The sequence below is a fragment of the Flagellimonas aequoris genome (genome assembly GCF_003584165.1).
In the GTDB taxonomy this organism is placed as follows: Bacteria; Bacteroidota; Bacteroidia; order Flavobacteriales; family Flavobacteriaceae; genus Flagellimonas; species Flagellimonas aequoris.
On the sequence record NZ_QXFJ01000007.1, the window covers coordinates 45,033 to 58,530 of the forward strand.

The window sequence follows — 13,498 nt, forward strand, 5'->3', positions numbered from 1 at the left end:
CAACTACCCTTGGGATACATCATGTTTCAATTCAGGATATTTCAATTCAGGATATCAGGATATAGGGTATTTAGCAATGGTCTTCTCAATTGGAAAAGTCTAATCCCTTTCCCATATCCTTATTATTCTTGTTTGATTGAACAATGGCTATATTTTGTGGTTTTACATTTGATTCCTGATGTCGGACATTTCCTTTATGTAGATTTTTATTTAGTTCGTTAGAGTATTGCATCATTCCTGCTTGCATAGCATTCATGTGATCGTCGGTTGACGCAACGTTTTTGAACATCGGAGTTGTTAGATTTAACTCTTTCGCCAATTCATAGCCAAGATTAAATGCTTTTTTATACTCCTCATCAATTTTAATATTTTCTTCCATGGCTAAAAAGTTTCACGAACGTGCGCCTCAATATATTCATTAATAGAATCCCTATCATATAGAATTACTTTCTTTTGAGGTTGGGAAAATCTGATTTTACCTTCGTCCCTAAGCTTTTGCAAAGTAGTGGTAGACTTTATTTTTAGATGGAACATTGCCTCTTCCCCATCGATCCATTTGTCAGGTTTATCTTTTCTTTTGGATTCTACATGTTCGATTACCTTATCAAATAAGGCATAGAAAGCTTCTTCTTGTAGGCAAACTACTTGCATTGTATTAATTCTTTGCCAAAATGGATTACCCCATTTTTTGGGTCTATTATCCCCGTAATTTAAAGATTTTCCGAAATCTGTTCCCCGTAAAGAAGTCCATCGGTCGATTTATTGGTTGTATGGAACTTTAGCGATTTAGAAATTGATGACTTTTTCCAAAGCGTCATCAGTTTCTTTGTGCATAAAATTCGATTGATAATTAACCGTAGTTGTAATCGAAGAATGGCGATACAATTTTTGGAGCATTTGAATAGGTATTTTATCACCGGAAATATTTCCAAAACTATGCCGCGCAATATGCATAGATATCTTCTTCTCAATACCAAGCTTTTCGCCGACAATTTCCAATCGACGGTTTAGATTACGGGTAATGGTCTTAACTCTGGTTGCCACCCTTTTCTCATCTTTCAAATCGGTACCTTTTAAAAAAGGAAAAACTAAATCATCCTTTCCTGTCTTCTGAGCAGCAAAATATGCTAGTATTTCTTTGGCCTTATCTGGAACGACCAATGAGACAAGTTTTCTGTTCTTCCCCATACGATAATATAAACGACCATCTTTAAAATCTTTCCATTTTAGCTTTATGAGATCGGCGACACGAACACCTGCAAAGTAAAAACTAGTTAGCCAAGCGTAGACGGCATGAAGTTGTGCTTTTGTTAAATTATTAGCCGTTTCAAGCAATAGAACCTCTTCCCTATTCAATCCAATCTTTTCGCTTTCGGGAAATTTGATCTGTATTTTACCTTTACCAAATGGATAATTGCCATCATCTACATGATATTCCTTTCTGGCAAAATTATAGATGGTTCGAATAAGCATTAGGTAATTTATCGCAGTCCTTTCAGCAACCTTTCTATCATACAAGAGATATGCTTTGAAATCCTTTAACAGAGTAACGTCCAGATCCGTAAAAAAAAGTTTTTTACGCCCTAAAAATGTTTTGAAAATGTCTAGTCTTTTTTCTTGATTGTAGTGCTGATTGAATTTCTTTCGTTTTAAGAGATTGGACAAAAACAGCTTACTAGCTTCAAAAAAATCCATTTTGGTTTTTCCAATAATCTTTTTCTTTATTTTTTTTGCGGATTGGGAATTGTTTTGATTTTCATTGTCAATTAATCTGTCGTTTGCTTCTGCTATCTTCTTTGCGACTAAACTATTTAGACGTTTTGAATTGGGATGAGATTTTTTAACGCGTTTAAATTTATCATCCCAAAATTTGCTTTCAATATACTGTCCAGTGAATAAATATGACGACCTTCTATCTTTGGTAATTCGAATAGCGATTGGAAAAAGGCCAGCGCTATTTGGTTTTTTCATTAAAAATGATTGTATAGTAGCCATAAACCCCAATTTTATTACCTAAAGATACAAATTTTAGGTAAAACATAGGTAAAACATTTGGTGGTTTTTCTTGAATTTTTATGGCTTTATTGAGCAAATAGAAATAGTCAAATAACTCATAAACAATTGATTATCAATTCATATTAGACCAAATGGGTTCAAATGTCTCAGGATTCATAACCCGGAGGCCGGGGGTTCAAGTCCCCCTCTCGCTACAGAAAAAGACCATCAAATTGATGGTCTTTTTTTATTGTTCCTAGTCCAACCAACAGGTTTTACCCCTAAATTTAGGGTACCATGAAAAATACCATTTCTGAACGCGTAGCGGACTTCCTAAAAAACTACCCTCCCTTCAATGCATTGGATCCTAAGCAATTGGACCTGCTTTCCCTCCAGGTGACCATTATCCATAAGGAAAGTAACAGCGTGGTCTTTACTGAAAAGGAAGAGCCCCATGCCTATTTTTATGTGGTGAACAAAGGCGCCATAGCGCTTACCAAAAAGGGTTCAAGCCAAATTCTAGACATTTGTGATGAAGGGGATGTTTTTGGGCTGCGCCCCCTACTGGCCCAGGAAAGCTATAAATTGGAAGCCAAAGCCTATGAAGAGACCATTCTTTACGCGGTGCCTATCAAGGATTTTAAACCCTTGGCCTTGGAGAACAAGAGGGTCGGGAATTTTTTGATCGAAAGCTTTGCTTCCAATACCCGAAACCCCTATTCCATAAAACACCGGGGCAAACTTTATGGGGTGACGGCCAATACTAGCGATAACAATCCTAGTACTAAAATATTGGACCTTCAACCGGTTCGGTACTCCACTGATTTGGTTACCTGTACCGAAGGGACCAAGATCAAGACCGTGGCAACGACCATGGCCAAGCATAACGTGAGTAGCATTTTAGTAATGAATGGCGATTTACCCTTGGGAATCATCACGGATAAAGACCTTAGACAAAAAGTGGCGACGGGGAATTTTCCCATTACCGGAAGTGCCAAATCCATCATGTCGTCTCCCGTCATTACTTATCCCAAGGAGTTGACCGTGGCCCAAGCACAAATGGCCATGATGAAAAGTAACATCAGCCATCTAGTCCTTACCGAAGACGGCACTACCGATGCCAAAGCTGTTGGCATCCTCTCCAAACACGATGTGATGTTGGCCTTGGGCAACAACCCTGCTGTATTGCTTCGCGCCATCAAAAGAGCTACGGACTCCAAAAGGCTGCGCAGTATCAGGCATGGCATCATGACATTGTTACAAGGATATTTGGAACAGAATATCCCCATTGGCCTGGTGTCCAAGATCATTTCCGAACTCAATGATGCCTCTACCAAGCGCATAATTGAAATCACTTTGGATTCCATGGAAAAAAAGCCTCCTGTGGATTTTACCTGGCTTACCATGGGAAGTCAAGGTCGAGGGGAACAACTGTTGAATACCGATCAGGACAATGCCATTCTTTTTGAGGATGTCCCAGAAGAAAATCTAGAGGAGACACGAGCTTATTTTTTACAATTGGGCTCTCAAATTTCCAAGGAGTTGAATACCGTTGGTTTTGAGTACTGCCCTGCGGAGATGATGGCTTCCAACCCTTCGTGGTGCCATAGTCTCAGTGAGTGGAAACATGTTACCTCACATTGGATCAACAATCCCGGCCCGGAGGAAATTCTGCTTTCTTCTATCTTTTTTGACTATAATGTGACCTACGGCAGCAAAGCCTTGGCCGATGAACTGTCCCATAGCATTTTTGACCATGCCAACCACTATCCACAATTTTTGACGCACTTGGCCAGTGGTGCCATGCAAAACCCATCGCCATCAGGGTTCTTTAGGGATTTTTTGGTGGAACAGGATGGGGAGCACAAGGATTTTTTCGACCTAAAACTTCGGGCCTTGATGCCCATTATTGATGCGGCAAGGGTTCTTATCCTCTCCCACTCCATAAAGTCCATCAACAATACGGCAGAGCGGTACGAGAAATTGGCTGAATTGGAACCCAATAACCGTGAACTCTTTTTGGCGTGTTCGTATGCCAGTAAGGCCTTATTGAAATTTAGGACCCGCCAAGGGCTGCTGCACAACGATTCGGGGAGGTTCATAGCTTTGGACCAATTGAACAAGGAAGAAAAAATAAAACTGAAGCGGACCTTCAAAACCATTAAGGAAATCCAATCCCTTATTGAAGTTCGGTTCCAAGTTAAAAACCTGCTGCGCTGATGTGGTTTTTCTCCAAAAAGAAACAACTGGGGTTTCCTGATTTTTGGTGGGCCTACGAGGAGCACTTCAAACATCCGTTGCCTGAGCTGATCAAGGACAATACCTTCATCGTATTCGATACGGAAACCACTGGTTTTAATTTGACCCGAGATCGAATGCTTTGCATTGGGGCCTTAAAACTAAAGGACAACAATATTGTGGTAAAAGACAGTTTTGAGGTCTACATAGAACAAGAACATTACGATGTGGAAAGTGCCGAGATACATGGCATTTTAAAAAAGAGTAAAAGGGAACGGATATCCGAATTGGATGCACTCAAGCAGTTTTTGGTCTATGTTGAAAACCATGTGTTGGTGGGGCACCATGTCATGTTCGATGTGAACATGATCAATGCCGCTTTGAAAAGAAACGGCCTTCCCAAATTGAAAAACGAAAATTTGGATACCGAATCCCTGTACGAGCGAACTTTATTGATTTCTACCGTTGTTCAAAAGAAGGATCGCTATACGCTGGATGATCTGGCCAAAAAATTCAGCATCTCCAGGAAGGATCGGCATACCGCCTTGGGAGATGCATTTATCACCGCTATTGCTTTTCTAAGAACCGTTGAAAAATTGAAGCCCAAAAAATTAAAGGACCTTATCCGAAAACAAGGCCCTTTACGATTTGGTCTATAAAATTGGATTTACAGACTTTCCTTCATGATCTGTTCCACCACTTCTGGATTCAACAAGGTTGATGTATCCCCTAAATTACTGGTATCCTTGGAGGCAATTTTCCTAAGAATACGTCGCATGATCTTACCGCTCCGGGTTTTGGGCAATCCGGGAACAAACTGGATTTTATCCAGTTTGGCAATCGGGCCGATATGCTCGGTTATCAATTGATTGATCTCCTTGGCCAAGTTTTCCCTATTACGGTATTCTCCGGTTTCCTTCAAAATAATGTAGCCATACAAGGCATTTCCTTTGATATCATGTGGGAAACCAACAATGGCAGATTCCGCAACGGCTGGGTGTTCGTTGATGGCATCCTCAATAGGTGCGGTTCCAAGATTGTGTCCGGAAACAATGATCACGTCATCTACCCTACCGGTAATTCGATAATAGCCCACTTCGTCCCTTAAGGCACCATCACCAGTAAAATATTTTCCTTCAATAGCTGAAAAATAGGTGTCCTTGTAGCGCTCATGATTGCCCCAAATGGTTCTTGCTATGGAAGGCCATGGAAATTTGATACACAATCGTCCATCCACTTGGTTGCCTTTGATCTCTTTTCCGTTTTCGTCCATCAACGCTGGCTGGATGCCCGGCATGGGCAAGGTAGCATAAGTGGGTTTGGTCGGTGTGGAATATGGTATGGGTGAAATCAAGATGCCTCCGGTTTCCGTTTGCCACCATGTATCTACGATAGGACATTTTTTATCCCCAACGTGGTCGTTGTACCAGTGCCAAGCTTCTTCGTTAATGGGTTCCCCAACGGTACCCAATACCTTCAAACTGGAAAGGTCGTACTTGGTCACAAAATCCAAATTTTCTTTTGCCAAGGCCCTAATAGCCGTTGGTGCCGTATAGAATTGGGTCACTTTATGTTTTTGGACCACATCCCAGAACCTTCCAAAATCTGGATAGGAAGGCACTCCTTCGAACATCACCGTTGTGGCCCCATTTGCCAATGGTCCATACACGATATAGGAATGTCCGGTAATCCAACCGATATCGGCAGTACACCAATAAATGTCCTCTTCCTTATACTGGAACACATTTTTAAAGGTATAGGCTGTGTATACCATGTATCCTCCAGTGGTGTGTACCATCCCTTTTGGGCGACCCGTTGATCCCGAAGTGTACAAAATGAACAAAGGATCCTCGGAATCCATGACCACAGGCGAGCAATCGGCATAAGCCTTGTCCAAAAGAGGTTGAACCCATTGGTCCCGACCTTCTTTCATGTTGATCTCACTTCCAGTTCTTTTGGAAACCAAGACCGATTTCACATCCGGACATTGTTTCAAAGCTTCATCCACAATTCCTTTAAGATCGATGGCTTTGCTTCCGCGATAAGACCCATCAGAGGTCAATACCATTTTTGCGCCACAGTCGTTGATCCTCGTGGCCAAGGCCGTGGATGAGAATCCAGCAAAAACCACTGAGTGGACCGCGCCAATTCGGGCACAGGCCAATACCGCAATGGCCAGATCCGGAATCATGGGTAAATAGATGACGACCCTATCCCCTTTCTCCACACCTTGGTCCTTCAACACGTTGGCATACCGGCAAACCCTTTCATGCAATTGATGATAGGTGATATGCTCGGCAGGTTCGTTGGGGTCGTTGGGCTCAAAAAGAATGGCGGTCTTATCGCCCCGAATGCTCAAATGCCTATCAATACAGTTTTCGGTGATGTTCAGTTTCGCCCCATCGAACCATTTGATCTCTGGTTTGCTAAAATCCCATTCCAATACCGAATTCCATTTCTTTCTCCAGAGAAAATGTTCTTCCGCAACCTCTTCCCAAAAACCTTCTGGATTTCTGACCGATTTACGGTACACCTGAAAATATTCCTCCAGATGTTTGATATGATAATTACTCATCTAATGATATGTTTAGTTAATATTAGTTTCGTTATAAGTTTGATGATAGGAGTTATGTTATGTGATCATTTCCTCCACATCACTGATGATTTTTTTTATGGAAAAGGGCTTGGTCATATATCCATCCGCACCCATTTTCAATCCTTTTTCAATGTCCTTTTCCTTGCTCTTTGCGGAGAGAAACACCACTTTGGTGTGTCCTAAATTTTCGCTTTCGCGAATTCTCTTCAAGGTTTCATAACCATCCATCTTTGGCATCATGATATCCAAAAGAATCAAATCCGGTTTCTCCCGCTCCGCAATCTCCATGGCCTCTGTTCCGTCCCGGGCAATGAATACCTCAAAATCCTTCTTTTTAAAAGCATATTCCAAGGACATTACAATGTTGGGCTCATCATCCACGATCAAAATTTTCTTCATGTTCAATTCTTGCTTTTGGGCAGTTCAAAAACCAAACGTGCCCCTTTCTTAAATCCTTTGTCCACCCAAATGGAACCCTTATGGCCCTCCATGATTTTTTTACAAATGGCAAGGCCCAACCCACTACCCTGTGGCTTTTTGGTGTTCTGGTTCTTAGATTGATAAAACTTATCGAAAATGTAGGCTTGATCCTCTGCCGGAATGCCACGTCCGTTATCCTCAACGGATACTCTCAAAGCTTTATCCCCATCCTCCAAATGGATTTTGATGGTTCCTGTATGTGGTTCCGTAAATTTAAGGGAATTGGACAGCAAATTCGTCAAAACCTGCAATATTCGGTCCTCATCAAAGGGTACTTCCACAATTTCCTGTTCAGTGAACTCGATGCCCACTTGTTTTTTAGCGGCAATTTGTTCTACGCCCTTGATTGCTTTTTTTATGGTCTTGTTGATCTTACGTTTTTTAATATCGAGTTCTGTTCTGTTGTCCGACAACTTTTCAAGATCAAGGATGTTGTGGATCAACGTATCCAACCTATCCGTATCGCGACTGATGTTCTCCAGGAATTGTTTGCGCAGTTCTGGTGGCATGTCATCGTCTTCCAATACTTCGGAAGCGGCCTTAATGGAAGTTATCGGGGTTTTTAACTCGTGCGCCACGGTATCCAGGAACTCATCTTTTTGTCTATCCTGTAACAGCAACTCTTCATTGGCTTCCTTGAGTTGATGGGCCATGGCGGTGAGCTGTTCGGATTTTTCAAAGAGGAGTTTGTTGTTGGCTTTGGTCTCTTTGCTTTCTTCCAAAATATTGAGCACTTCTACCAAACTAATCGGTGTTTCCTTGGATACCGAAGACAACAAAATCTTGGCAGAAGCACTACCGATACTTCCGGTCAACAACTTTTCCGAAAAGTTGATCAAACGGGCATCCGCTTTTTCCTCGGTATCAGAAATGTTGTGTTTTTTATTGAATACCCGCAGTGCTCGATTGGTCCTTGTCTCTCCCAAAAACCTGCTCAACAATCTTTTGATATCTGCCACATAGGCCTCTCCTTTCCACACGAAGGCACCTTCCTGTAAATTTTCGTAATTGGACTGGTTCACAAACATTTCGGCATAGTTCCGCTCCCTATAATTACCTTTGGTGCGGAGTGAAAAGCCGACAAATGACAAGGTATTGAACGACATGCTCCACAAAAAGGCATTACTTTCCGGTGTCAAATAATCCAGTCCAAAAAGTTGTGCCGGTTTAAGCCAAGAATAACCAAAAAGACCTTCTTCCACAAACTTGACATTGGGCATGATTACCTGACTGATAATCGGTAACAAAAGCGTATAAAACACAACTGCCAATCCCATTAAAATACCTATTTCAGCTCCCCGTGCCGTTCCCCTCCTCCAGGTCAACCCAAGAAAAAAGGAAGGGGCCAATTGGGCAATGAGCACAAAAGAAATCAACCCGATTGAAAAGAGTGAAAGTTGGGCTGAGAAATTCACATAGAAGAAATAAGCGATAACGATCAAGAAAAAAATAGCTACACGACGTATATTCTTGATTCTTTTGGTGTTTTCCTCTGGATTGCCTTCCACCAATTTTTTGATAAAACCGTAGGGAATCACAATATTGTTGCTCACCATGGTGGACAGTGCCAAGGTAGAGACCACGATCATGGAAATCACAGCGGTAAAACCACCAATGAACACCATCAATACTAGACCTTGGTTGTTTTGTTGTAAGGGTAGTAAAAGCGAATAATAATCATGGTTGACCACATCAGGAAGACGAATGTTCCCCGCCCATGCAATGAAAATCACAAAAAGATTGAAGAGCAAAAGATACAAGGGAAACAGCCAAATGGCCTTTTTCAAATAATTTTCATTGTCGTTTTCTACCACAGCCACATGAAACTGCCTGGGCAATAGAAAAATGGCGAAAAAAGACAGACAAATGGTAAACAACCAATTGAAGCCATTTTCCAACCCTCCAAGGGAAGTAAGCTGATGAAAATTGTCTCTCAAGGAAGCCTGTTCATACAAATCGGTGGTCCCATCAAAAAGATAGTACGTTACATAAATACCAATGGCCAGAAAGAACACCAATTTTAAAACGGATTCGAACGCCACAGTAGCAATAATACCCTTTTTGTGTTGAGAAGTATCCGTGGAACGGGTACCGTAAAAAGCGACAAAAACCGCAATGAGCAATGCAATATAAAAAGTGGAATCGTCCAGAAACCCAGTGGAAACATAACTGTTTTCTGTTGAAATCAGAGAAAATGTTTCCGAAACGGCCTTCAATTGTAGGGAAATGTAGGGAATGATGGCCAACAAGCAGGTGATGGTCACCAAGGCTCCCAAAAATCTGTTGTTTCCATACCGCATCGATATAAAATCTGCAATACTTGATATTTTATGCTGCTTGGAAATGCGAATGACCTTTTTCATCACTACGATCCATAGCGGAAAAGAAATCACAGGACCCAAATAAATGGCCAAAAAGCTGATACCCGACCGAGATGCAATGCCCACACTCCCATAATAGGTCCATGCCGTACAATACACCGCTAAGGAAAGGGTATACACGTATGGATTGTTGGTCCACTTGCCTCGGGGGTTCTTCTCAGCAAAATAGGCCAATACAAAAAGCATGGCCAAATACATCACAATTATAAGTCCTACCACGTAATTACTCATAGAACTTCCTTAAAATGATATAGGCAAAAATGATGGACAGCAACCAACTCAAAAAAATGGCGACATATAGAATGGGAAAACCAAAAACATGTCCGTCCACATCAAAAATGGCCACAAAGGGAACGTTCCATAAAAAGAATAGGACTATGGAAATGAGTATCAATTTTTGCTGATGCCTTTTCTTCATTTTCTATTGCTCGTCGGCTTACTAAAATTACAAAAAACGGTGCGGTATCAAATCACCGCACCGTTTATCACAACCAACTAAATTAATGTGCCGATGCTTCACCTGCACCGCTAGGTATTCTAATGTGTTCCACAATTTCTTGGACTTCTTCTGGAGGCTCTGCGGTAAATTGGTTCACCGTAAGTGCCACAATAAAGTTGACGATCATGGCAATGGTTCCAAAACCTTCAGGCGAAATACCGAACCACCAATCACTTTGCAATCCAGCAACCGCTTCTTTTCCTCCATCGAACAAACCAAACTTGAATTTAAGCATGTAGAAAAGCATGAGGGAGATACCCACGATCATTCCGGAAATAGCCCCTTTGCTGTTCATTTTCTTATAGAAAATACCCAAGATGATAGCAGGGAAGAACGATGCTGCCGCTAACCCGAAGGCTAGGGCGACCACTGCCGCTACAAATCCGGGTGGGTTAATTCCGAAGTACCCTGCAATCACTACGGCAACCGCTGCAGAAATCCTTGCGGCCCAAAGCTCTCCTTTTTCTGATAGTTTTGGATTGAATACATTTTTGATCAAGTCATGGGAAATGGAGGATGAAATCACCAATAGTAATCCGGCTGCAGTGGAAAGGGCAGCTGCCAAACCTCCTGCGGCAACCAAGGCAATGACCCAAGCAGGCAAGTTCGCGATCTCAGGATTTGCCAATACCATGATATCCCTATCCACAGTCAATTCATTTTTATCGGCAGCACCTACATATTGGATCTTGCCATCACCGTTCTTGTCATCATATTTCAATAAACCGGTTTCTTCCCAGTTCTTGAACCACTGTGGCATAGAAGCATATTCCTTTTCACTAGCCGTCTCGATCAAATTGGTCCTTGCGAACACGGCAACCGCAGGGGCTGTGGTATACAGGATGGCAATGAGCAACAAGGCCCATCCAGCTGATTTTCTGGCATCCTTAACACGTTTTACAGTGAAGAAACGAACAATTACGTGTGGTAAACCAGCAGTACCCACCATTAAGGCTAGGGTAATGGCAAAAACATCCACCAAACTTTTAGAACCATCCGTATATTCTGCAAAGCCCAATTCGGTGGTAAGTCCATCCAATTTATCCAATAGATAAGTTCCGTCCGCTACTGTTCCACCCATCCCCAATTGTGGAATTGGGTTTCCTGTCATTTGGAAGGAAATGAAAATAGCGGGCACCATAAAGGCAAAAATCAATACGCAATATTGGGCCACTTGGGTATAGGTGATTCCCTTCATTCCACCAAGCACGGCATAGAACAAAACGATGACCATACCGATGATTACCCCTGTGTTGATGTCCACTTCCAAGAATCTGGAGAAAACAATACCCACGCCACGCATTTGCCCAGCCACATAGGTAAAGGAAACGATCAAGGCGCATATCACGGCCACGATCCGTGCTGTTCTGGAATAATAACGCTCCCCGATAAAATCAGGCACCGTAAACTTCCCGAATTTTCTTAGGTAAGGCGCCAGCAACAAGGCCAGAAGCACGTAGCCTCCTGTCCAACCCATTAAATAAACGGCACCATCATACCCGGCAAAGGCGATAATCCCTGCCATGGAAATAAAGGAAGCTGCCGACATCCAGTCCGCTGCCGTGGCCATTCCGTTGGCCAATGGGGAAACACCCCCGCCAGCAACATAATATTCTTTAGTAGATCCGGCCCTGGACCAAATGGCTATGCCGATATATAGGGCGAAAGAAATGCCCACCAATAGATATGTCCATACTTGTACACTCATAATTCTAGTTTTTGTTGGTTAGTTAATCTTCGTCGTAGCCGTATTTTTTGTCCAGTTTGTTCATCAATCGAACGTAGACAAAAATGAGGATGACAAATACATAAATCGACCCTTGTTGTGCGAACCAGAATCCAAGTTTGAATCCGCCCAAGCGAATGTTGTTCAAAGCATCCTTGAACATGATGCCGGCCCCGTAGGAGACCAAGAACCAAATGGTTAAAAGAATAACCAGATACCTCAGGTTTTCTTTCCAATAAGCTGTTGCCTTTTTCTGTTTTTCTGACATAATTTGTTGGTTTAGTGATTATAAATAGATATGTGCTTGCAGTGTTAAAACCCCGGAACTATTACCGTTTCCAACTTTGGAATTGGCATATTCCAGTGTGAGTTTGGAATGGTGCCCTGTCATGAACAGGTTGGCCCCAATCCCGAATCGGGTCGCATTGTCATCAATCGCATCAATGCTCCTGGTCTGATAAGACAAATAAGGTTGTACCCTTGACTTATTCGCCGCTCCAGGAATCAAATAGCCTACATGTCCGTAAATCATGTTACCTGTACCATAAGGTCCCAAGACAAAATTGCGTCCGTAATCATTGCTTTGGAAAACCCCGTATGCCGTGATGGCCGAACCGTCATCAGCCAAGGGAGCGTCATAAAAAGCATCCACAGCGAAAATATTCACGTCCTCTCCTTCCAAATTTCCTGTTCCATCCATCACCACAACTCCATTTCGATGGTTCAAGAAACCAGCTCCAATATTGAAGACCTTTTTGCTGCCTAGGTACGTTCCCACCTTGTAAGGTAGGAAATTAGATTCTTCATCCAAGAAATGGTAGTCAAAATATCCTTGTACTACCTTGCCGGCATTACCTGCTCCCAAAAGCTCCCTACCACGATATACCGCCCTACCATTGGGGGTCGGGTCATTCCCGGAGTCCAAAGTAGTGGTAATGGCCTCATTATAGGAAACCCGATACTGTAACCTACCTACTTTACCTTTTAGGTAAACACCCAAATGACGGGCAAACTGGTCGCTAAGGCCCAAAGCGGCCCATGACTCCCTATTATTGTCCAAAGTCATGAAGTTCAGGGTGCTACTGTTGTTCAGTCGTGAAATTCCGTTCCAGTAATGTAATCCAGAACCTGCGGCAATGTTCTTTCCAATTTGCCACTCTCCCCAGAAATCATGAAAGAACAATTGGGAAGATTCTCCTTTCCCTGTCGGGCTAAGGTTACTTCCATTCAAACTGTTCAATCCGAAATGGGTAAGGATCAAAAACTTTTTGTTCAATTGGGTAAATGTCAATACCCTGGCCCGTCTTACACTTAGGTTCAGGTTACTGGCATCGTCGGGAACATCATCGCTGTATTGGGCCCAAAATTGACCCCATGCAATGATTCGAAGATATTTTGAACCATCTTCGTTAAAATTGATTTTGTAACCCCCCGTATATTCAGTGTTACCCTGCGAGAATGATTTAGGAATGAACAGAAGTGTTAGTACCATTCCAAGAAGGATTCTTTTCATTTCAGTTTGGATGTTAGTGAGTTATGTGCATCACGAACATCCTAAAAAAAAGTACTGAAAGCAAAATCAA

At 42.3% G+C, this 13,498-nt stretch carries 12 protein-coding genes; 2 read left to right on the forward strand and 10 right to left on the reverse strand.

The genetic code is table 11. The annotated features are described in order from the left end of the window. Positions 1-85: 85 nt before the first annotated feature. The 3 genes from D2U88_RS00245 to D2U88_RS00255 all read right to left on the reverse strand — a co-directional run bounded on the left by D2U88_RS00245 (position 86) and on the right by D2U88_RS00255 (position 1,995). On the reverse strand, positions 86-379 hold the full coding sequence (locus D2U88_RS00245) for a hypothetical protein (RefSeq protein ID WP_094998963.1): 294 nt from the start codon (positions 377-379) through the stop codon (positions 86-88). 2 nt (positions 380-381) lie between these two features. Next, the gene (locus tag D2U88_RS00250; RefSeq protein WP_094998964.1) at positions 382-651 is read right to left on the reverse strand and encodes a helix-turn-helix domain-containing protein; all 270 of its coding nucleotides are present in this window, start codon (positions 649-651) and stop codon (positions 382-384) included. Positions 652-786: 135 nt separating this feature from the next. Beyond that, positions 787-1,995, reverse strand: a complete 1,209-nt coding sequence (locus D2U88_RS00255) for a site-specific integrase (protein WP_094998965.1) — start codon at positions 1,993-1,995, stop codon at positions 787-789. 297 nt (positions 1,996-2,292) lie between these two features. Between D2U88_RS00255 and D2U88_RS00260 the strand changes: the two genes are divergently transcribed. Together D2U88_RS00260 and D2U88_RS00265 are read left to right on the forward strand one after the other, a co-directional pair. Beyond that, entirely contained in the window at positions 2,293-4,215 is a 1,923-nt protein-coding gene (locus D2U88_RS00260; protein WP_119638295.1) for a DUF294 nucleotidyltransferase-like domain-containing protein, read from the forward strand. Continuing rightward, positions 4,215-4,892 carry a 3'-5' exonuclease gene (locus tag D2U88_RS00265; protein ID WP_119638296.1) on the forward strand — a complete coding sequence of 226 codons (678 nt, stop codon included), beginning with the start codon at positions 4,215-4,217 and terminating at the stop codon, positions 4,890-4,892. The genes D2U88_RS00260 and D2U88_RS00265 overlap by 1 nt, the downstream gene beginning before the upstream one ends. 8 nt (positions 4,893-4,900) lie before the next feature. On the opposite strand, the gene acs is transcribed toward D2U88_RS00265, so the two are convergent. The 7 genes from acs to D2U88_RS00300 form a co-directional block, all read right to left on the reverse strand. Beyond that, complete coding sequence (gene acs, locus D2U88_RS00270; RefSeq protein WP_119638297.1) at positions 4,901-6,808, reverse strand: acetate--CoA ligase; 1,908 nt, start codon at positions 6,806-6,808, stop codon at positions 4,901-4,903. Positions 6,809-6,865: 57 nt separating this feature from the next. Further along, a complete protein-coding gene (locus D2U88_RS00275; protein ID WP_119638298.1) occupies positions 6,866-7,228 on the reverse strand; it encodes a response regulator transcription factor in 363 nt (120 codons plus the stop codon). Between the two features lie 2 nt (positions 7,229-7,230). Then, the gene (locus D2U88_RS00280; protein WP_119638299.1) at positions 7,231-9,921 is read right to left on the reverse strand and encodes a sodium:solute symporter family transporter; all 2,691 of its coding nucleotides are present in this window, start codon (positions 9,919-9,921) and stop codon (positions 7,231-7,233) included. After that, positions 9,914-10,108, reverse strand: coding sequence for a hypothetical protein (locus tag D2U88_RS00285; RefSeq protein ID WP_119638300.1), 195 nt, complete (start codon positions 10,106-10,108; stop codon positions 9,914-9,916). The genes D2U88_RS00280 and D2U88_RS00285 overlap by 8 nt, the downstream gene beginning before the upstream one ends. An 82-nt stretch (positions 10,109-10,190) precedes the next feature. Then, the gene (locus D2U88_RS00290; RefSeq protein ID WP_119638301.1) at positions 10,191-11,897 is read right to left on the reverse strand and encodes a sodium:solute symporter family protein; all 1,707 of its coding nucleotides are present in this window, start codon (positions 11,895-11,897) and stop codon (positions 10,191-10,193) included. 22 nt (positions 11,898-11,919) lie between these two features. Then, positions 11,920-12,183 carry a DUF4212 domain-containing protein gene (locus D2U88_RS00295; RefSeq protein WP_119638302.1) on the reverse strand — a complete coding sequence of 88 codons (264 nt, stop codon included), beginning with the start codon at positions 12,181-12,183 and terminating at the stop codon, positions 11,920-11,922. Positions 12,184-12,201: 18 nt separating this feature from the next. Then, positions 12,202-13,428, reverse strand: coding sequence for a hypothetical protein (locus tag D2U88_RS00300; protein ID WP_119638303.1), 1,227 nt, complete (start codon positions 13,426-13,428; stop codon positions 12,202-12,204). Between the last annotated feature and the right edge of the window lie 70 nt (positions 13,429-13,498).